The organism is Nocardia sp. NPDC059240 (genome assembly GCF_042753865.1).
In the GTDB taxonomy this organism is placed as follows: Bacteria; Actinomycetota; Actinomycetes; order Mycobacteriales; family Mycobacteriaceae; genus Nocardia.
Window position 1 is genome coordinate 411,213 of sequence record NZ_JBHZAC010000009.1, and the last position, 24,288, is coordinate 435,500.

A 24,288-nucleotide genomic window follows, 5' to 3' on the forward strand; every position below is an offset into this window, starting at 1 on the left:
CCTCCGTTCGCCGGCCCCCCCCGGTTCGTGCTGGAGGCCCCTCCCCCCGCCGCCCCTGATACACACCACCCCCCCGCCGCCCCGTGAGGGGGCCCCCGCTTCTTTGTGCTGAGAGTCAGGCCAGCGCTTGCTCGACGTCGGCGAGGAGGTCGCTGATGTCCTCGATGCCGACCGAGAGGCGGACCAGGTCGGCGGGGACCTCGAGGGCGGAGCCCGCGGTGGAGGCGTGGGTCATCGCGCCCGGGTGCTCGATGAGGGATTCCACGCCGCCGAGGGACTCGGCGAGGGTGAAGATCTTGGTCTTGGCGCAGAAGTCGAGGGCGGCTTCCTTGCCCCCGTGCACGCGGACCGAGATCATGCCGCCGAAGCGTCGCATCTGCTTCTGGGCGACGGTGTGGCCCGGGTGCTCGGGCAGGCCCGGGTAGATGACCTGGGCGATCTTCGGGTGGTTGGACAGGAATTCCGCGATGGTCTCGGCATTGTCGCAGTGCCGATCCATGCGCAGGGCCAGCGTCTTGATGCCGCGCATGGTGAGGAAGGCGTCCATCGGGCCGGGCACCGCACCCGCGCCGTTCTGCAGGAACGCGAACTTGACGTCCAGCTCCTGGTCATTGGTGATGAGCGCGCCGCCCACCACGTCGGAGTGCCCGCCCAGGTACTTGGTGGTCGAGTGCAGCACGATGTCCGCGCCCAGCAGCAGCGGCTGCTGCAGGTACGGCGAGGCGAAGGTGTTGTCCACCACCAGCTTCGCGCCACCGGCGTGCGCGACATCGGCGATCGCCGCGATATCACCGATGTTCAGCAGCGGGTTGGTGGGCGTCTCCACCCAGACCAGCTTGGTGTTGGGCCGCATGGCCGCGGCGATCGCGTCCACATCCGACACCGGCGCGACCGAGTACTCGATCCCCCACTGGGTGAACACCTTGTCGATGAGCCGGAACGTCCCGCCGTACGCGTCGTTCGGAATCACCAGGTGATCGCCGGGCCGCAGATTCGCCCGCAACGCACAGTCGGTCGCCGCCATCCCGGACGCGAAAGCCCGCCCGTAAGTACCCGATTCGAGCGCCGCGAGGTTGGCCTCCAGCGCCGTCCGAGTCGGATTCCCGGTCCGCGCGTACTCGTACCCCCCGCGCATCCCGCCGACCCCATCCTGGGCGAACGTCGAACTCGCATAGATCGGCACGTTCACCGCACCGGTCTGAGGGTCCGGATCGAACCCGGCGTGCACCGCCCGTGTGGAGAAACCCAGCTGATCGCTCATGCCGAACAGCCTAAGGACACCCGCATGAAGCCCCCGCTCCGGGGTTTACGACCGGGCTAGGGTGGGCGAATGGTCACCGTGGATGAGCTGTTCGCGATCGAGTCCCTGCTCAGTGATGAGGAGCGTGACATTCGGGATACCGTGCGTGCGTTCGCGGGGGAACGGTTGCGGCCGCATATTGCGGAGTGGTTCGAGGTGGGGACTTTTCCGGCGCGGGAGTTGGCTCCGGAACTGGGGAAGCTCGGGTTGTTGGGGATGCATCTCGAGGGGTACGGGTGCGCGGGGACTTCGGCTACGGCGTACGGGCTGGCTTGTTTGGAGCTCGAGGCGGTGGATTCGGGTGTGCGGAGCATGGTTTCGGTGCAGGGGTCGCTGGCTATGACCGCGATTCACAAGTACGGGTCGGAGGAGCAGAAGCTGCGGTGGCTGCCGGAGATGGCGGCGGGGCGGGTGATCGGGTGTTTCGGGTTGACCGAACCGGACTTCGGGTCGAATCCGGGTGGGATGCGGACTCGGGCGCGCAGGGATGGGGACGATTGGGTGCTCGATGGGTCCAAGATGTGGATCACCAACGGGTCGGTGGCGGATGTGGCGATCGTGTGGGCGCAGTCGCGCGAGGGTGAGCGGGATGTGATCCGCGGGTTCGTGGTGCCCACGGATACACCGGGATTCAGTGCTCGGGAGATGAAGCACAAGCTGTCGCTGCGGGCTTCGATCACCGCGGAACTGTCGCTGGACGGTGTGCGGCTGCCCGCCGACGCACAGTTGCCGGAGGCGCGGGGGCTGGCCGCACCGCTGGGCTGCCTCTCGGAGGCGCGCTTCGGAATCATCTTCGGGGCGCTCGGCGCGGCCCGCGACTGCCTGACCGCGACCATCGAATACGCGCGCACCCGGGAGGTATTCGACAAACCGCTGGCCGCCTACCAGCTCACCCAGGCCAAACTCGCGGACATGGCGCTGGAGCTCGGCAAGGGGCAACTGCTGGCGGTGCACCTGGGGCGGTTGAAGGATCGGCATCAGATCAGCAACGAGCAGATCAGTTCCGGAAAGCTGAACAGCACCCGCGAAGCCATCAAGATCGCGCGGGAGTGCCGGACGATTCTGGGCGCGAACGGGATCACCCTCGAGTACCCGGTATTGCGGCATGCCAACAATCTGGAGTCGGTCCTGACCTATGAAGGCACGGCCGAGGTGCATCAACTGGTCCTCGGCGAGGCACTCACAGGCTCGAAAGCCTTCCGTTGACCAGGCATTCCGCGCGAATGCGCGATTTGTCACAGCGGGTCCCTCAGGTGCGGGCCGGTTGCTAGCATCACCGGGTGTTTGTGCCCGGCTCCGCATTGCTCGTCGTTTCCGCGCGTAAGACCCTGAACCGTCTGCAGCGCACCCACGGAGCCCCCGCCGCCGAGGCCGCGGCGCTGTTCCCCGGCGTCTGCGCCGAAATCGACCAGCACGCCGCCGCCGTCCGCGACATTCTCGACCTGGGTGTCGAGAACTCCAGCGTGGTCCCGACCAGTGTGCTGCTGGCCGGTTACGCCCGCGGCATCCTCGACGACCTACGCGACGCGGACGCCGACATCCCGCTCTCGCCGCTCGACTGGCAGGACGCCGACTGGCTGCACCTGCGCCTGGCCGCCGTCTGCTCGCTGGCCCGCCCCGCCTGAAACGGACAACGAAACAGCCCCGAGGACCGGTAGTCCTCGGGGCTGTTTTCGATTGTCCCGCTAGATCATCCCGCCCTGATTGCCTTGCTCGGGCGGCTGCGCGCCGGGCCTGGGCATCTGACCGCCCGGCCGTGAGGGATGCTGGTTCGGTGGCATCGGATGCCCTTGCTCCGGCATCTGCTGCGGCGGCTGACCACCCTGGCCGTAGCCGCCCTGCTGCCCGTATCCCGTTGGCCCGTAACCCATTTGACCGCCCTCGGGTTCGGCCCACTTGCCGGGCGGCATCTGCCCCATCCCCGGCCCGGCCATCATGGGCTGCCCCATCATGGCCGCCCGCTGGGCGAGCATCGCCGCCTCCTGCGCCTGCCGCTGACGCGCCGCGTCCTCACGACCGCGCTGGTAGGCCTGGGCATGACCCTTCACCTCGGGCATCTCGCCTTCGATGGTGTCGAGCCAACCCTCCCACCGCGATTGCATCGGACGGATGAGTCCACCGCCGAAACCGACGATGAGCACACCGGCGATGGTGGCCAGCACGGTGATCAGGATCGGCATGGTGACCGAGGTGCCGACGCCGATCTGATTGAGCGCCGCGATAATGCCGATGCCCCAGATGAACACCGCCGCAACACGTCCCAGCATGCGGCCGTATTCCAGTCCGCTCAGCATGTTCGACACCATGTCCTGCACGACGCGCGCGATCGCGCCCGCGATGCAGACGATGACGATGCCGACCGCCAGCCGCGGCAGCCACGCCACGATGCCATTGAGCATGGTGGACACCGGATTCGGGCCGAAGACGCCGAAGCCGAGCTGCAATGCGATCAGCAGCACCGCGTAGTAGGCGAGCTTGGCGATGATGCCGGTGGCGTCGTAGCGACCACGGGCGAGCATGTCCTTGATGCCGCCACGCTCGACGAGCCGATCGAACCCGATGCGGTTCAGGATCCGGGTCACCACCTTGGCGACGACCTTGGCCACGAACCAGCCGATGAGCAGAATGACCAGGAAGCCGACGAACTTGGGCACCCAGGTCGCGATGGAACTCCACGCGTCCGAGAGCCCCATCTGGATATCGATAGCCGATACCGAGGTGTGCATGACCCCGTCCCTTCGCTATCTGTCCCGGCCGAGTGCCGGAACTGCTCCACGGGGTGGTTATACGCCTTGTTGATCTTCGAGTTCGTACGTTTGCGAAAGTGTTGCCAAATCGAATGCCAATGGTTTGCCGGAGAATGCGAAAACGCGATGACCCACCCCTCATCGGCAGGCCATCGCGTTATTCGTCCGGATTCATGCCGGAGTGGAGCGGGAGTGGATCAGTAGGCGCTGGAGACGTTGTCCATCGAGCCGTAGCGGTGCGCCGCATAGTTGCAGGCAGCGACGATATTGGCGACCGGGTCCCAGATGTTCGTGGACGTGCCCTCGACGTGGTACGCGTTGAAGGTCGGGTCGATCACCTGGAGCAGGCCCTTGGACGGGATGCCCATGGCCGCATTCGAGTCGTACAGGTTGATCGCCTGCGGGTTGCCGCTGGATTCGCGCTGGATGTTGCGCATGATGCCGTCATAGCTGCCGGGGATGCCGCGCTGGGACATGATGTCCAGCGCCTGGCGGATCCAGCCGTCGAGGTTGTCGGCGTAGACCGGGGCGGGCGGCGGGACCGGAGCCGGCGCGGGCATGGGCGCCGGGGCCGGAGCCGCGGCGGCCGGGGCCGGGGCGGGCTGCTCGTTGGCCGGCGCGGCGGGCGCCACGGGGGCCGCGGCGGCCACCAGGGTGGCCTTCAGCGCGGCGGGCTCGACATCGCCGTTGGCGGAGCCCGCGGCGGTGATGATGGAGCCGAAGACGCCGAGAGCGAGCGCGGCGGTGCCGACCGTGCGAGCGGTGGCCATCACCTTGCTACGTCTAGCGGGGTCACTGAGAGCAGTCATAACAATTCGTCCTGTTCGGTTTCGGGCCCCGTGGGCCTGAAGAAGGCAGCGCTCGACCAGGCAGGCGTCTCCCGACGCTTACCGAGGCACTGCGGGGCTGTTGTTGGTTGCTGTTGTGAAACCCTGTCCGGGTCAATGGAATTGGCGCACCGTCGTCAATGGAGTTGACGCTCTGCGCGGAGAACTGCGGAGACGTTCGCGGCCTCCCGGCCGCTCTGCCCTAACCCACCGAGGTGGATTGCCTCATCGCACCGATGTGGTGATCACGTTCCGCATGTGTGTTCACATCTCCTTGCGCCATTCAGACTCATGGTCTGTTTCCGACAAGGTCACAGCTTGATAGCGCATAGTTAACACGGTCTGAACCAAAAGTGAACACACGGTGAACCGACCCGAGTGGCAGCTTCGGGACCTGCATTAATACAAGCGCTGACCTGGTCATTCAATTCGAAACACAAAGTGTTTCAGATCACAGAGAAATTTAGCCTCAAGATCGCGATATACGTCTATTTGCCCTATTTCCCGACGACCCATCGGCGTTTCGCATTCCGAAAGTAACGCTCCCACAAATCACAATTGTTAACTCAAATCACATTAGTCACATTTGTCACGCACCGTAATCATCCTGCGATGTAACGAAAGCCGGATTAGGGTTCCGACATGGCATCCATCCGGGTCACCGAGGTGCTGGCGGCCCTCTCGCTCACCACCGATCTGGCCACCGGAATGCCATTCGAGAAGGGTCTGGCGGTCTGCCTGGTGGCCGATGCGGTCGCCGCCCGGCTGGGCCTCGACCAGGCCGACCGCCGCATCGTCTTCCACGCCGCCCTGCTCGCGGCCGTCGGCTGCACCTCCCGGGCCTCGGAGAACGCCGAGTCCTACGTCGACGACATCGCCTTCCAACGGGCCTTCCACACCCTCGACCCGGGCGACCCCGAGATCTTCGCTGCACAACTGAGCACCTTCGGCGACTGGGCGCCGGGCAGCCGGTCCGCGCTGGCCCGTCGTTATGCCACCGAGTCGCCCGCCGGAGCGCCGTTCGCGGTCCGCTCGGTATGCGAAGTCAGCCGGGCGCTGGGACCGCGTCTAGGACTGCCCGAGGCGGCCGTGCGGGCATTGACCGAGGTCAAGGAGCGTTTCGACGGGCTGGGCGCGCCCGACCGGCTCGGCGGCGAACAACTGTCGCTGACCGGGCGCATCCTGCACCTGGCCGAACAGGCCGTGCTGGCTTTTCGCGGCCGTGATCGCCGGGCCGCTCTGGCCGAGTTGCGCCGACGGGCGGGCGGTCACCTGGATCCGGATCTGGTGGCCGTCTTCGCCGCCGACGCGGACGCCATCTGGAGCGTGCTCGCCCAGCCCGACCTCCTGACCGCGGTGATCAGCGCCGAACCCGGACTGCCGGCCGTGATCCGGCCCGAACAACGCGACCACCTGTGCGCGGCGCTGGCGGTCGTGGTGGACCTGAAAGGTCGCTACCTGCTGGGACATTCGGCCCACGTGGCCGGATTGGCCGATGCCGCAGGCAATCTCACCGGACTCTCGGACACCGACCGGGCCGATCTGCGCGCCGCCGCGCTGCTGCACGACATCGGCCGCGTCGCGGTGTCGAGTGCGATCTGGGATCACCCCGGCCCGGTCGGCACCGGCGACTGGGAACGCATTCGGCTGCACAGCTATTGGACCGACCGTGTGCTGCGCCGCTGCCCTGGCCTGACCGATCTGGCCGAGGTCGCCGCCGGTCACCACGAACGACTCGACGGCAGCGGCTACCACCGCGGTGTGCGCGTACACGACCAATCACCGGCCGCACGACTGCTCGCCGCCACCGACGTCTTCGCGGCCATGACCGAGGACCGCCCGCACCGCCCCGCCCACAAACCCGGCGACGCCGCCGCCCACCTCTCGGCGGAGGCGGCAGCCGGACGCCTGGACCGCGACGCCTGCGCAGCCGTGGTCGAAGCGGCCGGATTGCGGCCACCACGCACGGAATACCCCTGCGGACTCACCGAACGCGAAGTCGAGGTTCTACGCCTCGCAGCCCGCGGCCTGTCCAACCGCCGCATCGCCGCCGAACTCGTTGTCTCCGAACGCACTGTCGGCCACCACCTGGCCCACATCTACGACAAGACCGGCCGCCGCACCCGCGCGGGCGCGGCCGTCTTCGCCATGGAGCACGGCCTGCTGCCCGGCTGAGTCGATACCCGGGATAGGTCGATCGACCGATGTGGGTGGGGTGGGTCCGGGCCGAACATTGGATGCACCCGATCAGCTTGTAACCCCAGGGAGTATCTCCAATGTCCCCTTCCGCCAACACCGCTCACGCCGAGACCATCGGAGCGCTCTACCGCGCGTTCGAGACCGGCGACATTCCCTTCATCCTCGATCAGCTCGCCGACGACGTTTCCTGGGACGCCGATTGGCTCGCCAATACCGCCCAGGCCGCGGGGGTTCCGCAGTTGCAGCCCCGGCGCGGACCGCACGCGGTCGCCGATTTCTTCGCCCTGCTGTCGGAGTGGAAGTTCCAGGAGTTCACGGTGCGTGATGTCATCGGGTCCACCGGCCAGGTGGCAGCCGAGATCGAATTGGATGTGATCCTGCCCAACGGCAATCGCATCGTCGATCAGAACGTGCACCTGTGGAGCTTCGACGACGCGGGCAAGGTGTCGCGGCTGCGCACCTATGGCGATACCGCCAAGCTGATCGCCGCGCACACGGGTGGTACCCCGTGATGACCTGAAACCGAGTCGAGATGTCCTTGCTGACAGACGTTGTCACCGTTTCTCGGCGCAACCTGATCGCGGTGCCGGTGTTGCTCACCGGCGCCGCGGTCTCGGTCGCGCTGGGCATGGCCGGAATTCACTACTGGCCCGGCACCCAGCCCCTGCCCACCTGGGGCTTCTCCGCACCGCAGATCTTCAAGGCGTATCTGAGCAGTGCGGTCGGGGTGCTGATCATCGGCCAATTGCTCACGGCCGTCTGGATTTACCGCTTCCATGCGCCGAAACCGGTGCGCATCTTCCACCGTCTCTCCGGTGCGCTGGCGTTCCTGCTCAGCCTGCCGGTGGCCTTCTACTGCCTCTACAGCTTCGGTTTCCAGGTCGGCCAGGGCGCGACATCCACCCGGGTGATGGCGCATTCGATCGCGGGCGTGGTCTTCTACGGTGCCTTCGCCTCGAAAATGCTGACTCTGCGGTTGAAGCGGACGCCGGGCTGGCTGCTGCCGATCCTCGGCGCGACGGTGTTCACAAGCTTTGTGCTGGCGTGGACGCTGGCGGCTTTCTGGTGGTTTCGTACCGTCGGATTCGCGAGATGAGCAGCGGCAGCAGCGCCATCATCACCAGTAGCCGGATGGTCTGCACGCTGGTGATGAGCGGCAGATTCGCGCCCATGGTGTCGGCGGTCGCCAGCACCGCGTTGATGCCGCCGGGCGTGGTCGCCAGGTACAGGTCCGACATCTGCAGATCCACCAGATAGGCCAGCCCCAAAGCCATTCCGGCCACGATCGCCGACAGCGCCAGCACGGCGGCGGTCATGGCGGGCAGCATGCGCGCCATCTCCCGCACCACCTGCCGGGTGAAGCGGGTGCCGACCTCGAAGCCGATCAGCACGAACAGCAGATCCTTGAACAGGTGGGTGGGCGCGTAGCCGTGGGTCAGACCCAGCGCGGTCACGATCGCGGTGACCAGCATCGGGCCCAGCAGTGCGGCATTCGGCAGCTTCAGGCGCCCGCCGATCCGAATCCCGATGAGGCACAGCACAATCGCGATGCACAGCCCGGCCAGCTGATCGCCGCGGCCCATGATCATCCAGTACGGCAGGCTCGGGTCGGTCACCGAATTGCCCGGGGCCCCAGGGCCGTAGGGGATGCGCTCCTCGTTGTCGAGCAGTGCGGCAATGGCCGGGGCGCTCAGGGCCACCAGGGCGACGCGCAGGTATTGCATGAACGCCACCCGGCGCGGATCGGCGTCGAGTTCGTCGGCGGCCGCGACCACCGCCGCCGAGCCGCCCGCCAGCATGCCGAGCGTCGCGGTGGGCAGATCCACCTTCGTCGCCCGCGCGAAAACCAGCGCCACCCCCACGCTCACCACGACCGTCGCCGCCGTGACCGCGAGCACCGGCAGCAGCCCCCAGCCGATCGAGGTCAGCAGGGATATCTGCAGGTAGCTGCCCATCAGCACGCCCAGCATGGCCTGCACGCCCACGTTCACCTGCCGAGGCAGCGGGGCGGGCAGCTTCCCCGCCAGGGCCAATCCGGCACCCACGAAGATCGCGAGAATCATTTGCGGCGCGGGAAATCCGATCCGGTCCAGTAATTTCGCACCACCGAGCACCGCGCCCAGCAACGCGACCCATACCGCCACCTGTCTCGGACTCATATGAATCAATGGTGCCCGGCGCGGATGAACCTCTGGTAACACCCCAGTTATCCAGGCCGAAGCTCCCACTGTGATCTCCGATTCAGAACCGGATGGGCTTGTCCCAGGCCATAAGTCACATCGGCCGCGAATCACACTGGTGAAAGCAAGCCGCCCGCCGGATCCAAGGGAAGGGATCCGGCGGGCGGCAACTGCACAGATAACTAGGCGAGGACGCCTTCGCTGAGGAAGCCCAGCAGGTCGTGGCGGGTGATGACGCCGACCGGCTTGCCGTCGTCGACGACCATGAGGGCGTCGGTGGACTCCAGCAGCTTGGTCGCCGCCGAGACCGGTTCGCCCGCGCCGATGAGCGGGAAGCCGGGGCTCATGTGCTTGGACACCGGATCGGTGAGCTTGGCGCGACCCTCGAACACGGCCGAGAGCAGATCGCGCTCGGTGACCGAACCCGCGACCTCGCCCGCCATGACGGGCGGCTCCGCGCCGACGACCGGCATCTGCGAGACGCCGTACTCGCGCAGGATCTCGATGGCGTCGCGCAGGGTCTCCTGCGGGTGGGTGTGCACCAGGTCCGGCAGTTCACCGGACTTGCCGCGCAACACATCTCCCACATGGACCTCGGTGTGCGAGCCGTCCAGGCGCGAGCGCAGGAAGCCGTAGGAGCTCATCCACTGGTCGTTGAAGATCTTGGACAGGTAGCCGCGGCCACCGTCCGGCAGCAGCACCACGACCACGGCATCCGGGTCGCGCTCGGCGACCTTCAGCGCCGCGACCACGGCCATGCCGCAGGAGCCGCCGACCAGCAGGCCCTCCTCGCGGGCCAGGCGACGGGTCATCTCGAAGGAGTCCGCGTCGGAGACGGCGATGATCTCGTCCGGGATGGCCGGGTCGTAGGCGGTCGGCCAGAAGTCCTCGCCGACACCCTCGACCAGGTACGGGCGGCCGGTGCCGCCGGAGTAGACCGAGCCCTCCGGGTCCGCGCCGACGACCTTGACCTTGCCGCCGGAGATCTCCTTGAGGTAGCGGCCGGTGCCGGTGATGGTGCCGCCGGTGCCGACGCCCGCCACGAAGTGGGTGATCTTGCCTTCGGTGTCGCGCCAGATCTCGGGACCGGTGGTCTCGTAATGCGATTCGGGGCCGCCCGGGTTGGAGTACTGGTTCGGCTTCCACGCGCCCGGGATCTCCCGCACGAGACGGTCGGAGACGTTGTAGTAGCTGTCCGGGTCCTCGGGCGCGACGGCGGTCGGGCAGACCACGACCTCGGCGCCGTAGGCGCGCAGCACGTTCCGCTTGTCCTCGCTGACCTTGTCCGGGCAGACGAACACGCACTTGTAGCCGCGCTGCTGCGCGACCAGGGCGAGGCCGACACCGGTGTTACCGGAGGTCGGTTCGACGATCGTGCCGCCGGGCTTCAGCAGCCCTTCCTTCTCTGCGGCGTCGATCATCTTGACGGCGATGCGGTCCTTCGAGCTGCCGCCCGGATTCAGGTACTCCACCTTCGCCGCCACCAGTCCCGAGTTCGGACCCACCACGGAGTTCAACCGAACGAGCGGGGTGTTTCCGATCAGATCGACGACATGGTTAGCGATGCGCATACCCCTCATCGTTGCAGAAAGGAGATGCGCACCTTCGCGCACGTCGGACATATCACGAATGCCGGAAATTACCATCGGCCCATGAGGAAGCCGACGAGCCTGAGGGCCGCCTCCCTGTTCACCTGTCTCACGGGCGCGACCATGATCATCATCAGCGCCCCCGCACACGCCGCGACCATTGAATTTCCGCAGGTCCAGAGCATGTACCACGATGCGGTGCTGTGCGGCGGCAACATTCGATCCTGGGCCGACACCGGTCCGCAGTGGCCGGGCCGGGCCATCATCAGCGTGCAGGCGCTACCGGTCGGCGGGTTCGATCCGGGCGAGTACAGCTTCGCGCCGATGTGCGAAACCACCGCCACGGTCGCCTGGCACAACATGAACACCGGGGCCGCGGGCGAATATCGAGTTCCGATCTTGGCCGGGTTCTACGGCAGCGAGCACTACGCCTTGTTCCAGGACACCGGGCCGGGCCACATCGTGGTCACCGTCTACACGGACATGCCGAACATCCCGGCGCAGAGCGCCTTCGACGTGCCGGGCTGACCCGCCCGCGTTGTGAGTGAGCGATATCCCACAGCTCATTGGTTGGGATTCGGGCACACCGGATGTTCGCCCCGCCACACCCCCGTCGTAAATTCGAAGAGGATCACCCCAGCAAAAAAGGAGTCCTCATGGCTGAGGCCGTCATCGTTTCGTACGCCCGCTCGCCCATCGGCCGCGCTGGCAAGGGTTCTCTGGTGAGCATGCGCCCGGACGACCTCGCTGCCCAGATGGTGCGCGCCGCGCTCGACAAGGTGCCTTCGCTCTCCGTCTCCGACATCGACGACCTGCACCTGGGCTGCGGTCAGCCCGCCGGTGAGGGCGGCTTCAACATGGCCCGCTCGGTCGCCGTGCAGCTCGGCTACGACACCCTGCCGGGCGTCACCGTCAACCGCTACTGCTCGTCCTCGCTGCAGACCACCCGGATGGCGTTCCACGCCATCAAGGCCGGTGAGGGTGACGTGTTCATCTCCGCCGGTGTGGAGACCGTGTCGCGCTTCCCGAAGGGCACCTCCGACGGCTGGCCCGACACCCACAACGGGCTGTTCGCCGACGCCGAGGCCCGCACCAAGGCCACCGCCGAGTCCAACGCGACCTGGACCGACCCGCGCGAGGAGGGCATCCTCCCGGACGTCTACATCGCCATGGGTCAGACCGCGGAGAACGTCGCCACCTTCACCGGCATCTCGCGTGAGGACCAGGACCACTGGGGTGTGCGTTCGCAGAACCGTGCCGAAGAGGCCATCAAGTCCGGTTTCTTCGAGCGTGAGATCACCCCGGTGACCCTGCCCGACGGCACCATCGTCACCACCGACGACGGCCCGCGCGCCGGCACCTCCTACGAGAAGATCTCGCAGCTGAAGCCGGTCTTCCGCCCGGACGGCACCATCACCGCCGGTAACGCCTGTCCGCTGAACGACGGTGCCGCGGCGCTGGTCGTCATGTCCGACACCAAGGCGAAGGCCCTGGGCCTGACCCCGCTGGCCCGCATCGTGGCCACCGGCGTCTCGGGCCTGTCCCCGGAGATCATGGGCCTCGGCCCGATCGATGCCGTGCGCAACACCCTGAAGAACGCCAACATGACCATCGGCGACCTCGACCTGTACGAGATCAACGAGGCGTTCGCCGTTCAGGTTCTGGGTTCGGCTCGTGAGCTGAACATGGACGTGGACAAGCTGAACATCTCCGGTGGCGCGATCGCGCTGGGCCACCCGTTCGGCATGACCGGTGCCCGCATCACCGCGACCCTGATCAACAACCTGCAGACCCAGGACAAGCAGTTCGGTCTGGAGACCATGTGCGTCGGCGGCGGCCAGGGCATGGCGATGATCATCGAGCGCCTGAGCTGACGCTCAGAACTCCATTGGGCCGCACGACCTTCCGGTCGTGCGGCCCAAGTCATTTGGGGGGAAGGTGGGGGCTAAGCCCCCACACCCCCTTATGCGTCGAGGTCGGAGCCGACCAGCTCGGCAATCTTGTCCAAGGCCGCCTGGTCATCGCTGGTGACGACGACTTCGGTGCCCTGGGTCGCGCCGAGGGTCATGATCATGAGGGCGGAGGCCGCGTTCACCGGTCCGCCGCCGACCAGCGACAGAGTGACGGGGACGCCTGCGGCTGCGGCGGTTGCGGCGATTACGGCGGCCGGGCGGGCGTGCAGGCCGACGGACGAACCAACGACGACGGTGGTGCTGGGCATGATCGACTCCTTTTAGGTGGGGAGGGTTAGGCGGGTACGAGATCCGCGGGAGATTCTTTGGTGGAGGGGGTCTTTCGGAGTTGCTTTGCGGCGGTGACGCAGGCTGCGCCGATTACGGTGCCGAGGGCTAGGGCGATCAGGAAGCCTGCGATGCCGCCGACGGCGAAGAAGACGAAGATGCCGCCGTGGGGTGCACTGAGGGTGGTGCCGAAGGCCATGACCAGGGCGCCGGTGACTGCGCCGCCCGCCATCATGGAGGGGATGACACGCAGGGGGTCGGCTGCGGCGAAGGGGATTGCGCCCTCGGAGATGAAGGAGGCGCCGAGTAGCCAGGCGGCCTTGCCGTTTTCGCGTTCGGCGGTGGTGAAGAGTTTGGGGCGCACGGTGGTTGCGAGCGCCATGGCCAGCGGCGGCACCATGCCTGCCGCCATGACGGCGGCCATGATCTTCAGCGACGCAGTGTCATTCACGTTGAGTCCGGCGACGGCGAACGCATAGGCGGCCTTGTTGACCGGCCCGCCCAGGTCGAAGCACATCATCAGGCCCAGGATGATGCCGAGCAGGATGGCCGAGGTGCCGGACAGGCTGTTGAGCCAGTGGGTGAGCCCGCTGGTGACGGCCGCGAGGGGCTTGCCGAGCACGATGAACATGAGCATGCCGACGACCAGCGATGCGAACAGTGGGATGACCACGACCGGCATGAGGCCGCGTGCCCATTGCGGCACACCGAGTTTGGCGATCCACAGCGCGGCGAAACCGGCGACGAGACCACCGACCAAGCCGCCCAGGAAGCCCGCGCCGACAAAGACGGCGACCGCACCGGCGGTGAAACCCGGTGCGAGACCGGGCCGGTCGGCGATGGCGTAGGCGATGTATCCGGCCAGCGCGGGCACCAGGAAGCTGAATGCGAGCGAACCGATCTGGAACAACACCGCACCCAGGTAGGTGGCCAGGCCGCCCGCCGGTAGATCGGTGATCGAGTTGTCCAACACGATGGTCTTCGCAGTCCCGGCGATCTCGTACCCGCCGAGCAGGAAGCCGAGCGCGATGAGCAGCCCGCCCGCCGCGACGAACGGAATCATGTAGCTGACGCCGGTCAGCAGGATCTGCCGTAGTCGAGTCCCCCAGCCGAGCGACCCGGAATCCACTGCGGTCGAGCTCTTCTCGGACCGGGCAGCACCGGAGACGACCGCGGCAGTCGGATCCTTCGCCGCCGCCAGCGCCTCGGACACCATGACATCGGGCTCATTGATCGCCCGCTTCACGCCGGACTCGATGACCGGCTTCCCCGCGAACCGCTCCCGCCCCTTCACCCCGACATCGGTGGCAAAGATGACCGCGTCCGCGAAATCGATATCCGCCGCACTCAAAGGCGTACTGCCACTGGAACCCTGGGTCTCCACCCGCACCGTGACTCCAGCGCGCTGGCCCGCGGCGACCAGGGAATCGGCCGCCATGTAGGTGTGCGCGATACCGGTCGGGCAGGCAGTGACGGCGACGACGGTACGCGGCGATGTCGTCGAATCCTGCTGCGGAACAACCGGTTCGGCTTGGATGGCCGTTTCGGCCGAGGGCTTTTCCGTCGCGGCCGGTTGCGGCGTCTCCTGAGGTTCGATGACCTCCACGACCAGGCCGACGATCTCGGCGGGGGTTGCGGCTGCGCGCAGGGCTGCCAGGAATTCGGGTCTGACCAATGCCCGGGCCAGGGCGGAAAGCAGTTTCATGTGTTCCGCGCCCGCGCCCTCGGGGGCCGCGATGAGGAACACCAGGTCGGCCGGACCGTCCGGGGCACCGAAGTCGGCCTTGTGGGCGAGGCGGGCGAAGCCGAGGGAGGGCACGGTGACTGCGGCGGAGCGGCAGTGTGGGATGGCGATGCCGCCGGGAAGGCCGGTGGGCGACTGGCTTTCGCGCGCCAGGGCGGCATCGCGCAGGGCGTCGGCTGAGGTGGCGCGGCCTGCGTCGGTGAGGCGTTGGGCGAGTGACCCGATCACGTCGGCTGGCTCGGCGCCGAGGTTGGCGTCGAGGGCGATCAGGTCGGTGGTGATGATCGGGTCGGACATCGCGGGTCCTTCAGTGGTGGGGCTGGAGGTCCAGGGCCGTGACGTGCACGGCACTGGGGTCGGTGTGGTGCGGGCCGGGCAGGCCGGTCCCCGGGAGAGCGGCGGCGGCGCTGCCGTAGGCGACGGCGCGGCGTAAACGATCTGGTGGCGCTTGGTGATCCAGGTCGGCGAGTAGGTAGCCGGCGAGCGCGGAATCGCCCGCGCCGACCGTGCTGCGCGCGGTGATGGCCGGTGCGGTGGCATGCCAGGCCCCGGATGCGGTGACCAGCACGGCTCCGGCCGCGCCGAGGGTGGCGAGCACGGTTTCGACGCCGCGCGCCACGAGCACCGACGCCGCTCGGGCCGCCGCGCCGGGATCCTGCAGCTCGTCGGGGTCGCCCCCGGTGAGCTGGGCCAGTTCCTCGGCATTGGGTTTGATCAAATGCGGTGCGGTGGAATCGAAATGCTCGGCCAGGGCCAGCAGCGGCCCGTCGGAGGTGTCCACCGCGACCTTGATACCGCCGGGTCCTGGTCGACGCAGCCGTCGCAACAGGTCGACATACCAGTCAACGGGCACCGTGGGCGGTAGCGAGCCGGACAACACCACCCAGGACGCGTCGCGCGAAAGCTCGACCAGCAAGTCGGCCAAGGCAATTCGCTCGTCCACCGTCAAGGGCGTGCCCGGTTCGTTGATCTTCGTGGTGGTGCCGTCGGCCTCGGTGAGCGTGATGTTGGTGCGCGCCGGGCCGCCGCACGGGACCGCCTGGTAGTCGAGGCCGGTCTCGCTCAGCGCACGCAACAGCGGGTCACCGGGATCGCCCGGCAGGACGGCGACAGTGCGCGCCCCAGCACCGGCCACGACGCGAGAAACATTGACGCCCTTGCCACCCGGGTACGAGGTGGCGGCCCGAGCTCGCTGCAGGTCGCCGCGCCGCAACGGTTCCGACAGCGCCACGGTGTGGTCGATGCTGGGATTGGCGGTCAGCGTGACGATCATGCGGTCACCACCTCGATACCGAACTCGGACAGTTCATTTCGCACCGCGGGCAGCAGCTGATCGTCGCTGACCAGCACGTCGATATCCGCGATGGTGGCGAAGCGAACCAGGTCCTCGCGCCCGATCTTGCTGGAGTCGGCGACCACGACCACGCGGTGCGCGCTCGCGACCATGGCCCGTTTGACCGCCGCCTCGTCGGGATCGGGTGTGGAGAGCCCGTGCCCGACCGTGAGCGCGTTGGTCCCGATGAAGGCCACGTCGACCCGCAGGTCGCCGAGCGTGCGCTGGGTGTCCGCGCCGACGGCGGCCTGGGTGACGCCGCGCACGCGCCCGCCGAGCAGGTGCAGCCGGACCCCGGCGGCACCGCTGAGCCGGGTCGCGATCGGCAGGGAGTTGGTGATGGCCACCAGCTCCCGGTCGGCGGGCAACTGGGCGGCGATGCGGCCCGTGGTGGTCCCGGCGTCGAACAGCACGCTGCCGCCGGTGGGCGGGAGAAATGCCAAGGCCGCCTTGGCGATCCGATCCTTCTCGGCCGCCCGGGTGTGTTCACGCTCCCCGGTGCCGAGCTCGATGGCGGTGAGGGCGGCGGCGGGCACCGCACCGCCGTGCACGCGGCGGACCAGGCCGAGCCGGTCCAGGGCGGCCAGGTCGCGGCGCACGGTCTCGGTGGTGACCTCGAACTGTTCGGCCAGTTCGATCACCGAGATGCGACCGCGCTGCCCGATCAGCTCCGCGATCGCCTGCTGCCGCTCCTCGGCGTACATCCGAACCTCCGCACAATCGTTGTTGCTTTATGTTGTTTTATGCCCGATTGTGTTGTTTTGTCAAGAACCGATCAGGGCTGCCAGCGGATATCCCACGGCCACGGCCACGGCGGTGGTGACGATGCCCGGCAGCATGAAGCTGTGATTCAGCACCAACTTGCCGAACTTCGTGGTGCCGGAGTGGTCGAAGTTCACCGCCGCGATGCTGGTCGGATAGACCGGGAGGATGAACAGCGCGCACAGGGCGGGCAGCATGGCCACCAGGTGCGGTGCCGAGATACCGAGGGCCAGGCCGAGCGGCAGCATGATCTTCGTCGCCGACGCCTGACTCAGCACCAGGGCCGACACCAGCGCGAGCACGACCGCGAACAGCCAGGTGTGCTGCTTGGCCAGATCGCCCAGATTGCCGACGATCATGTCCTCGTTGGATTTGATGAAACTGTCCCCTAGCCAAGCCAACCCGAAGACGCCGACCAGAGCGACCAAGCCTGCCTTGGCAACCGGTGTGCTCGGGATCTTCGGGGCCGACACCTTGCACAGCAGGATGATGACGGCCGAGGTGGCGAGCATCAGCACCTCGATGGTCTCGGGCATGCTCAGCGCCTTACCGTCCGCACCGGGGGGCCGCAGGCCGGGGAAGGCGCCCGAGATGACCACGGCCAGCACGCCGATCAGAAAGATGAGCGCGGAAAGCTTTGCGGTACGGGGCAGTTCGGGCCGATCGGCCGGATTCGTATTGACCGGCTGCAGCTCCCCGGAAGCCAGGCGACGCTGGTATTCCGGATCGTCGGCGAGGTCCTTGCCGCGCCGGCACACCGACAGTGAGCCCGCGATCAGGCCGATCAGCACCGACGGGACCGTGACCGCGAGAATCTTCACCATGCTCCAGCCGTCGGGCCCGAGCACCACGACCGCGGCGGCCATGGCGGCGGAGACCGGGCTGGCGACGATCGCCGACTGACTTGCGATGGCGGACATGGAGATCGGCCGCTCGGGGCGCACTCCACCCTCGCGCGAAACCTCGTGGATGACCGGCAGCAGCGGGTAGAGCAGGTGCCCGGTGCCCGCGCCGACGGTGAACAGGAACACCACCACGGGTGCGACGAAGGTGATCCGCTTGGGATTCTTGCGGATCATGCGTTCGGCGATGCGCACCATGTAGTCCACGCCGCCGGCCGCTTCCATGGTGGCCGCCGCGATGACGACCGCCAGGATGATGAGCAGCACGTCGACCGGTGGTGACGTAGGTGCGACGCGAAACACGCCGGCGAGCACGACCACGCCCACCGCACCCCACACGCCGAGTCCGATGCCGCCCACGCGCGATCCGATCAGGATCGCGGCGAGCACCACCGCTAACTCGAGAAGCATCTGAATCATTGGGACAACCGCCTCGGTAATTATCTCTATCTGTCATGAGTCGTGGGACAAATGCCCTCACTATCGGCTTCGACTCGAAATGTCAGATCGATTTGATCAATAATTTTGCTGACGGTTTGCTCCCGTAGAAGAGATTAGCCCCATCGAAGTAGGAGTCAACGTGGACACCCTGTCCGACATGATCGAGGCCACCTCGATTGCCACCGGCATCGGCGTCGAGGACCTACAGGCCCTCACGGCGGTCGCTCAATACCGCGAATACCCTGCGGGAGCGGTGATTTTCCACGAGTCCACCCCGCGCGACTGGTTCGGTGTCGTCACCCGCGGCCGGATCGAGATGGTGACCGGTCTCACCGGGCACGAGACCGCACTCGGCACTGTCCGTGCGGGCGGCATGATTTCGGAGATGACGCTGCTCGACGGCGGCACCCACATGGCCACCGCGCGCACCTCCGGCGGCGCGGAAGTGCTCATCGTCACCCGCGAGGCCATCGAGGAACTCTCGGCCCGGGAACCCGAGCGCTACCACCGCATCGTGGCCCGCGTCGCACAGTTGGTGGCGGCCCGCCTGCAGTCGGTGTCGAGCCGCCTGGCCGAGGCCGTGGTGTCGCAGAGCGCGGTGGGAGGCATTCGGCGCGAACATGATTCGCTCGGCGAGCGGGAGATCCCGGCCGAGGCATACTACGGGGTGCAGACCCTGCGCGCCTTGGAGAACTTCCAGATCTCGGGAATCAAGCTGCGCAAGTTCGGGCATCTGGTCGACGCGCTGGCGTACGTGAAAAAGGCTGCGGCCCTGGCCAATTACGAGCTCGGCGCGCTCGATGTCGAGAAAGCCGAGGCGATCAGCCTGGCCTGCGACGAGATCCTGGCCGGAAAACTGCACCGCGACTTCATCGTCGATATGGTGCAGGGCGGCGCGGGCACCTCCACCAATATGAACGCCAACGAGGTCATCGCCAATCGCGGCCTCGAACTCATGGGGCACGGCAAGGGCCAGTACCAGTTCCTGCACCCGAACGACGACGTGAACTGCTCGCAGTCGACCAACGACGTGTACCCGACCGCCGTGAAGCTCGGCGTCTACCTGTCCCTGCACGACGCCGCGGAGGCGCTGGCCGAACTGCAGAAGGCGTTGCAGGCCAAGGCCGCCGAGTTCTCCGATGTCATCAAGATGGGTCGCACCCAGCTGCAGGACGCCGTCCCGATGACCCTGGGCCAGGAGTTCGGCGCGTACGGCGTCATGGTCGGTGAGGCGATCGCGCATCTGAAGCGAATCTCCGAGGACCTGCTGGTGACCAATATGGGCGCGACCGCCATCGGCACCGGCATCACCTCCCCGCCCGGTTACGCGGAGCTGTGCGCGGCCAAGCTGGCCGACGTCACCGGTCTACCCATCCGCTCGGCGGAGAACTTGGTCGAGGCCACCCAGGATTCGGGCGATTTCGTGGCGGTGTCGGCGACCATGAAGCGCGCCGCGGTGCAGCTGTCGAAGATCTGCAACGACCTGCGACTGCTGTCGATGGGTCCGCGCGCCGGGCTGGGCGAGATCAATCTGCCTGCCATGCAACCGGGTTCGTCGATCATGCCCGGCAAGGTCAATCCGGTCATCCCGGAGGTCGTCAGCCAGGTCTGCTTCCAGCTCATCGGCTACGACATGACCGTGACCATGGCCGCCGAGGCCAGCCAGCTGGAACTCAATATGGCCGAGCCGATCATGGCCTACGACCTGCTGATGGGCACCCTCATGCTGCGCAATGCAGCGGTGACGCTGACGAATCGGTGCATCACCGGCATCACCGCCAATCGTGAGCGCTGCCGGGAGCTGGTCAACAACAGCATCGGCCTGATCACCGCGCTGGTCCCCGCCCTCGGCTATGAGGAGGCGGCCTCGATCGCCAAGGAGGCGTTGAACACCGGCGGCAGCGTTTACCAGCTGGTGCTGGCGCGTGGCGCGCTCACCCAGGAGGCGCTCGACGAGCTGATGCGCCCGGAGAACATGACCGCACCGCGGGCGCGCACGCTGTGACTTCCACCCCCGAGCGGGAGCGCACTCGCGCGCAGATTCCGCAACGCACACTGCGAGTGGACAATTGGCTCGCGCAGCCGATCGTGACGGCGTCGATCCTGTCGGCGTTCATCGTCTACGCTGCGTACGTCATCCTGGCCAACGATCACTACGCGTCGGGACCGTATCTCTCGCCGTTCTACTCGCCGAATCTGACCGATGTCGGCATGCACGGCTGGGGTTGGGTGAGCTGGCCCGCCTGGATCACCCCGTCGATCCTGATCATCTGGATTCCCATGGGATTCCGCTTCACCTGCTACTACTACCGCAAGGCCTACTATCGGGCCTTCTGGCAGTCGCCGACGGCATGCGCGGTGAGCGAGCCGCACAAGAAGTACACCGGCGAATCGAAGTTCCCGCTGGTGTTCATCCAGAACATGCACCGCTACTTCTTCTGGCTGGCAGCACTTTTGAACGTGGTGCTCACCTACGACGCCGTCATCGCCTTCCGTGATTACGACGGCCGTTGGGGCCACATGGGTTTGGGCACGGTCGTGCTGATCGTCAACGCGGCGCTGCTGTGGATGTACACGCTGTCCTGCCATGCCTGCCGCCACGCCATCGGCGGCCGCCTCAAGCATTTCTCCGATCATCCGATCCGGTACCGGCTGTGGACCTGGGTGAGCCGGATCAACCCGCATCACCAGCGCATGGCCTGGATCTCGCTGATCTGGGTGGCGTTCACGGACGTCTACGTCCGCCTGCTCTCGATGGGAGTCATCAGTGACCTTCGATTCTTCTGACACACCGATCCGTCACGACTACGACGTGGTGGTGATCGGCGCGGGCGGCGCGGGACTGCGCGCGGCCATCGAGGCCCGCACCCGTGGCCTGCGCACCGCCGTCATCACCAAAACCCTACTGGGCAAGGCACATACGGTGATGGCCGAGGGCGGTGCCGCCGCGGCCATGGGCAACGGCAATCCAAAGGACAACTGGCAGGTGCACTTCCGCGACACCATGCGTGGCGGCAAGTTCCTCAACGACTGGCGGATGGCCGAACTGCACGCCAAGGAAGCGCCGACCCGGATCTGGGAGCTGGAGCACTGGGGCGCGCTGTTCGACCGCACGAAGGACGGCCTGATCTCCCAGCGCAATTTCGGCGGCCACGAGTACCCGCGCCTAGCGCACGTCGGCGACCGCACCGGACTGGAAGTCATCCGCACCCTGCAACAGCGACTGGTCACCCTCCAACGTGAGGATGCCGAGGAGTTCGGTGATCCCGAAGCCCGGCTGAAGGTGTTCGACGAGACCACCATCACCCGTCTGCTCACCGACGGCGGCCGCATCTCCGGCGCGTTCGGATATGTCAGGCAGACAGGCGATTTCGTGGTACTGAACGCGCCGACCGTCATTCTGGCGACCGGCGGCCTGGGAAAGATGTACACGGTCACCTCCAACTCCTGGGACTACACCGCCGACGGCCACGCCCTGGCCCTGCGCGCGGGCGCGGAACTGGTGAACATGGAGTTCATCCAGTTCCACCCGACCGGCATGGTGTGGCCGCCTTCGGTGCGCGGCGTCCTGGTGACCGAGGGGGTGCGCGGTGACGGTGGCGTGCTGCGCAACAGCGACGGCCGACGCTTCATGTTCGACTACATCCCCGAGGTGTTCCGGGCCATCTACGCCGACAACGAGGCCGAAGCCGATCGCTGGTACACCGATCCCGAGAACAACCGGCGGCCACCGGAACTGCTGCCGCGCGACGAGGTGGCGCGGGCCATCAACTCCGAGGTCAAGGCCGGTCGGGGTTCGCCGCACGGCGGCGTGTTCCTCGACGTCTCCACCCGCATGACGCCCGAGGAGATCCGGCGGCGGCTGCCCGCCATGCACCACCAGTTCGCCGAACTGGCGGGCGTGGACATCACCAAGGAGCCGATGGAGGTCGGGCCGACGGCGCACTACGTCATGGGCGGCATGCGCGTGGACGCCGACACTACCGCCACCACGGTCCCCGGCCTGTTCGCGGCCGGGGAGTGCGCCAGCGGCATGCACGGCTCGAATCGACTGGGCGGCAATTCGCTGTCGGACCTGTTCATCTTCGGTGCCCGCGCGGGCGCTGGAGCGGCCGAATATATTGCCGCACTCGGCGATTCCCGCCCGTCCGTGCACGAGGAGGCGGTGACAGCGTCCCTCGCCGAGGCGCTCGCACCCTACGACCGTGAGGACGGCGAGAACCCGTACGAGGTGCATCAGGCCCTGCAGCGCGTCATGACCGAGCTGGTCGGCATCGTCCGCGACGGCGACGAACTGGCCAAGGCGCTCGGCGAACTGGAACTGCTGCGCGAGCGCGCGGAAAACGTTCGGGTGCAAGGTGATCGGCTCTATCACACCGGCTGGCACCTGACCTTCGACCTGCGCAATATGGCCCTCATCGCCGAATGCGTCGCGCGATCGGCCCTGGAGCGCAACGAATCTCGTGGCGGTCATACGCGCGGCGATTTCCCGGCCATGGATCCCTCCTGGCGCGGCGTAACACTGACATGTCGCGACTACGACGGCCGCGTGCACCTCTCGCGGCGCATCGCACCGCCCATGCGGGCCGACCTGGTGGCCCTGTTCGAGCCGGATGAGCTGCGCAAGTACTTCACCGAATCCGAACTGGTCCAGCTGGGAGTGAACCGATGAAAAAGACAGTGACCGTGCGGGTCTGGCGCGGCGAGGGCGGCCGCGGCGCGCTCGAGGACTATCAGGTCGAGGTGAGCGAGGGCGAGGTCGTCCTGGATGTCGTGCACCGGCTGCAGGCCACCCAGTGCCCGGATCTGTCGGTGCGCTGGAACTGCAAGGCCGGCAAATGCGGGTCCTGCTCGGCGGAGATCAACGGCTTCCCCCGGCTCATGTGTATGAGCCAGGCCGCGCAGGCGGTGGTCGGCGACGCCATCACCATCACCCCGCTGCGCGCGTTCCCGGTCATCCGCGACCTGGTCACCGATGTCTCGTTCAACTACATCAAGGCCCGCGAGGTGCCGCCGTTCCAGCCCGACCCGGCGATGAAGCCCGGCGACTACCGGATGATGCAGGAAGACGTGCAGCGCAGCCAGGAATTCCGCAAATGCATCGAATGCTTCCTGTGCCAGAACACCTGTCACGCCATTCGCGACCACGAGGAGAACCTGCACGCCTTCGCCGGCCCGCGGTTCCTCATGCGGGTGGCGGAATTGCAGATGCATCCCGCCGATGTGCTCGATCGCCGCAAGCTCGCCCAGGATGAGCTGGGACTGGGCTACTGCAATATCACCAAGTGCTGCACCGAGGTCTGCCCGGAACACATCAAGATCACCGACAATGCCCTGATTCCCCTTAAAGAGCAGGTGATTTCCCGCAAGTACGACCCGCTGGTCTGGCTGGGCAGCAAGCTGCTACGCCGAGAACACCTGGAGGCGAAGCACATTCCGGGCACAGCGTTACCCGGCAAGTAATCGACTTCGTTCCCGGCGAGCGGAATTATCGAGGGCAGTAAGGCAATCCCGAACGAGGAGCCAGAAATGCCCGGTTACGCCATCGCTCACCTGTGGGACGTCGACGTCAATGCCGACATCGTGGAATACCTGGAGAAGATCGACTCGACCTTGGCGCCGTTCGGTGGGCGGTTCCTCGTCCACGGCGGCACGCAGCGCGTGATCGAGGGACCGAAATCCAGCGTGGCGATCGTGCTCGAATTCCCCGACTACCAGTCGGTCAACGACTGGCACACCTCGGCCGCCTATCAGGCGATTCTGCCGCTGCGCCTGCGCAATTGCTCCAGTGTCGCGGTCATCGCCGACTACTGCGGCGACGATCACGTGTCCACCGATGTCCTGAAGGAGGTGGTGAGCGACGACTGAAGGCTCTCAGGCTGGCTACACAGCAGTGGGGGGGGGGCCGGCGGGGGGGGGCCGGCCCCCGCGCGAATATTGGGGGGGGGGGGGCCGGAAAGGGGTGATATGGGGGCCGGGGGGGGGGTTAAGAACAGCCCGCTAGTAATTGTGAATCCAACACAC

22 protein-coding genes and 1 pseudogene are annotated in these 24,288 nt (G+C 66.9%); 13 read left to right on the top strand and 10 right to left on the bottom strand.

What is annotated here, in order from left to right; all coding sequences use genetic code 11:
- Positions 1-115: 115 nt before the first annotated feature.
- On the bottom strand, positions 116-1,261 hold the full coding sequence (locus tag ACFXHA_RS31820) for a cystathionine gamma-synthase (RefSeq protein WP_379362659.1): 1,146 nt from the start codon (positions 1,259-1,261) through the stop codon (positions 116-118).
- Between the two features lie 69 nt (positions 1,262-1,330).
- Between ACFXHA_RS31820 and ACFXHA_RS31825 the strand changes: the two genes are divergently transcribed.
- Both ACFXHA_RS31825 and ACFXHA_RS31830 read left to right on the top strand, forming a co-directional pair.
- Positions 1,331-2,506, top strand: coding sequence for an acyl-CoA dehydrogenase family protein (locus tag ACFXHA_RS31825; protein ID WP_379362660.1), 1,176 nt, complete (start codon positions 1,331-1,333; stop codon positions 2,504-2,506).
- A gap of 74 nt (positions 2,507-2,580) precedes the next feature.
- On the top strand, positions 2,581-2,925 hold the full coding sequence (locus tag ACFXHA_RS31830; protein WP_379362661.1) for a DUF6401 family natural product biosynthesis protein: 345 nt from the start codon (positions 2,581-2,583) through the stop codon (positions 2,923-2,925).
- A 60-nt stretch (positions 2,926-2,985) separates the two neighbouring features.
- On the opposite strand, the gene ACFXHA_RS31835 is transcribed toward ACFXHA_RS31830, so the two are convergent.
- Both ACFXHA_RS31835 and ACFXHA_RS31840 read right to left on the bottom strand, forming a co-directional pair.
- Complete coding sequence (locus ACFXHA_RS31835) at positions 2,986-4,026, bottom strand: hypothetical protein (RefSeq protein ID WP_379362662.1); 1,041 nt, start codon at positions 4,024-4,026, stop codon at positions 2,986-2,988.
- A 218-nt stretch (positions 4,027-4,244) separates the two neighbouring features.
- On the bottom strand, positions 4,245-4,817 hold the full coding sequence (locus tag ACFXHA_RS31840) for a transglycosylase SLT domain-containing protein (RefSeq protein ID WP_379362663.1): 573 nt from the start codon (positions 4,815-4,817) through the stop codon (positions 4,245-4,247).
- A gap of 699 nt (positions 4,818-5,516) precedes the next feature.
- Here ACFXHA_RS31840 and ACFXHA_RS31845 point away from each other — a divergent pair.
- The 3 genes from ACFXHA_RS31845 to ACFXHA_RS31855 all read left to right on the top strand — a co-directional run bounded on the left by ACFXHA_RS31845 (position 5,517) and on the right by ACFXHA_RS31855 (position 8,169).
- The gene (locus ACFXHA_RS31845) at positions 5,517-7,049 is read left to right on the top strand and encodes an HD domain-containing phosphohydrolase (protein ID WP_379362664.1); all 1,533 of its coding nucleotides are present in this window, start codon (positions 5,517-5,519) and stop codon (positions 7,047-7,049) included.
- A 101-nt stretch (positions 7,050-7,150) separates the two neighbouring features.
- Positions 7,151-7,585 carry a nuclear transport factor 2 family protein gene (locus ACFXHA_RS31850; protein WP_379362665.1) on the top strand — a complete coding sequence of 145 codons (435 nt, stop codon included), beginning with the start codon at positions 7,151-7,153 and terminating at the stop codon, positions 7,583-7,585.
- Between the two features lie 20 nt (positions 7,586-7,605).
- On the top strand, positions 7,606-8,169 hold the full coding sequence (locus ACFXHA_RS31855; RefSeq protein WP_379362666.1) for a DUF6529 family protein: 564 nt from the start codon (positions 7,606-7,608) through the stop codon (positions 8,167-8,169).
- Here ACFXHA_RS31855 and ACFXHA_RS31860 read toward each other — a convergent pair.
- Both ACFXHA_RS31860 and ACFXHA_RS31865 read right to left on the bottom strand, forming a co-directional pair.
- A complete protein-coding gene (locus ACFXHA_RS31860) occupies positions 8,099-9,232 on the bottom strand; it encodes an AbrB family transcriptional regulator (protein ID WP_379362667.1) in 1,134 nt (377 codons plus the stop codon). The two genes, ACFXHA_RS31855 and ACFXHA_RS31860, sit on opposite strands and share 71 nt — an antisense overlap.
- Before the next feature lie 203 nt (positions 9,233-9,435).
- Complete coding sequence (locus ACFXHA_RS31865) at positions 9,436-10,824, bottom strand: cystathionine beta-synthase (protein WP_379362668.1); 1,389 nt, start codon at positions 10,822-10,824, stop codon at positions 9,436-9,438.
- Positions 10,825-10,905: 81 nt separating this feature from the next.
- On the opposite strand from ACFXHA_RS31865, the gene ACFXHA_RS31870 reads away from it, so the two are divergent.
- Both ACFXHA_RS31870 and ACFXHA_RS31875 read left to right on the top strand, forming a co-directional pair.
- A complete protein-coding gene (locus ACFXHA_RS31870) occupies positions 10,906-11,370 on the top strand; it encodes a hypothetical protein (RefSeq protein ID WP_379362669.1) in 465 nt (154 codons plus the stop codon).
- Positions 11,371-11,498: 128 nt separating this feature from the next.
- Entirely contained in the window at positions 11,499-12,716 is a 1,218-nt protein-coding gene (locus ACFXHA_RS31875) for an acetyl-CoA C-acetyltransferase (RefSeq protein WP_379362670.1), read from the top strand.
- An 89-nt stretch (positions 12,717-12,805) separates the two neighbouring features.
- Here the strand turns inward: ACFXHA_RS31875 and ACFXHA_RS31880 are convergent, their stop codons facing one another.
- Genes ACFXHA_RS31880 through ACFXHA_RS31900 form a run of 5 tightly spaced genes read right to left on the bottom strand, consistent with a single transcriptional unit; the run spans position 12,806 to position 18,234 of the window.
- On the bottom strand, positions 12,806-13,063 hold the full coding sequence (locus ACFXHA_RS31880) for an HPr family phosphocarrier protein (RefSeq protein WP_379362671.1): 258 nt from the start codon (positions 13,061-13,063) through the stop codon (positions 12,806-12,808).
- A gap of 26 nt (positions 13,064-13,089) precedes the next feature.
- Positions 13,090-15,123 carry a fructose-specific PTS transporter subunit EIIC gene (locus tag ACFXHA_RS31885; protein ID WP_379362672.1) on the bottom strand — a complete coding sequence of 678 codons (2,034 nt, stop codon included), beginning with the start codon at positions 15,121-15,123 and terminating at the stop codon, positions 13,090-13,092.
- A 10-nt stretch (positions 15,124-15,133) separates the two neighbouring features.
- A complete protein-coding gene (locus ACFXHA_RS31890) occupies positions 15,134-16,099 on the bottom strand; it encodes a 1-phosphofructokinase family hexose kinase (RefSeq protein WP_379362673.1) in 966 nt (321 codons plus the stop codon).
- Positions 16,096-16,863, bottom strand: coding sequence for a DeoR/GlpR family DNA-binding transcription regulator (locus ACFXHA_RS31895; RefSeq protein ID WP_379362674.1), 768 nt, complete (start codon positions 16,861-16,863; stop codon positions 16,096-16,098). The genes ACFXHA_RS31890 and ACFXHA_RS31895 overlap by 4 nt, the downstream gene beginning before the upstream one ends.
- 60 nt (positions 16,864-16,923) lie before the next feature.
- A complete protein-coding gene (locus ACFXHA_RS31900; protein WP_379362675.1) occupies positions 16,924-18,234 on the bottom strand; it encodes an anaerobic C4-dicarboxylate transporter family protein in 1,311 nt (436 codons plus the stop codon).
- 187 nt (positions 18,235-18,421) lie between these two features.
- Here ACFXHA_RS31900 and ACFXHA_RS31905 point away from each other — a divergent pair.
- The 6 genes and pseudogenes from ACFXHA_RS31905 to ACFXHA_RS31930 form a co-directional block, all read left to right on the top strand.
- Positions 18,422-18,742, top strand: a pseudogene (locus ACFXHA_RS31905) (cyclic nucleotide-binding domain-containing protein); the annotation flags it as partial.
- Between the two features lie 120 nt (positions 18,743-18,862).
- Positions 18,863-20,269, top strand: a complete 1,407-nt coding sequence (locus tag ACFXHA_RS31910; RefSeq protein ID WP_379362713.1) for an aspartate ammonia-lyase — start codon at positions 18,863-18,865, stop codon at positions 20,267-20,269.
- Positions 20,266-21,051 (top strand): hypothetical protein, encoded by a 786-nt coding sequence (locus ACFXHA_RS31915; protein ID WP_379362676.1) that lies wholly within the window; start codon positions 20,266-20,268, stop codon positions 21,049-21,051. Before ACFXHA_RS31910 ends, ACFXHA_RS31915 begins: the two co-directional genes overlap by 4 nt.
- Positions 21,032-22,936, top strand: coding sequence for a fumarate reductase/succinate dehydrogenase flavoprotein subunit (locus tag ACFXHA_RS31920; protein ID WP_379362677.1), 1,905 nt, complete (start codon positions 21,032-21,034; stop codon positions 22,934-22,936). Before ACFXHA_RS31915 ends, ACFXHA_RS31920 begins: the two co-directional genes overlap by 20 nt.
- A complete protein-coding gene (locus tag ACFXHA_RS31925; RefSeq protein WP_379362678.1) occupies positions 22,933-23,727 on the top strand; it encodes a succinate dehydrogenase/fumarate reductase iron-sulfur subunit in 795 nt (264 codons plus the stop codon). Before ACFXHA_RS31920 ends, ACFXHA_RS31925 begins: the two co-directional genes overlap by 4 nt.
- A gap of 66 nt (positions 23,728-23,793) precedes the next feature.
- A complete protein-coding gene (locus tag ACFXHA_RS31930; protein WP_379362679.1) occupies positions 23,794-24,132 on the top strand; it encodes a DUF1330 domain-containing protein in 339 nt (112 codons plus the stop codon).
- The last annotated feature ends 156 nt before the right edge of the window (positions 24,133-24,288 follow it).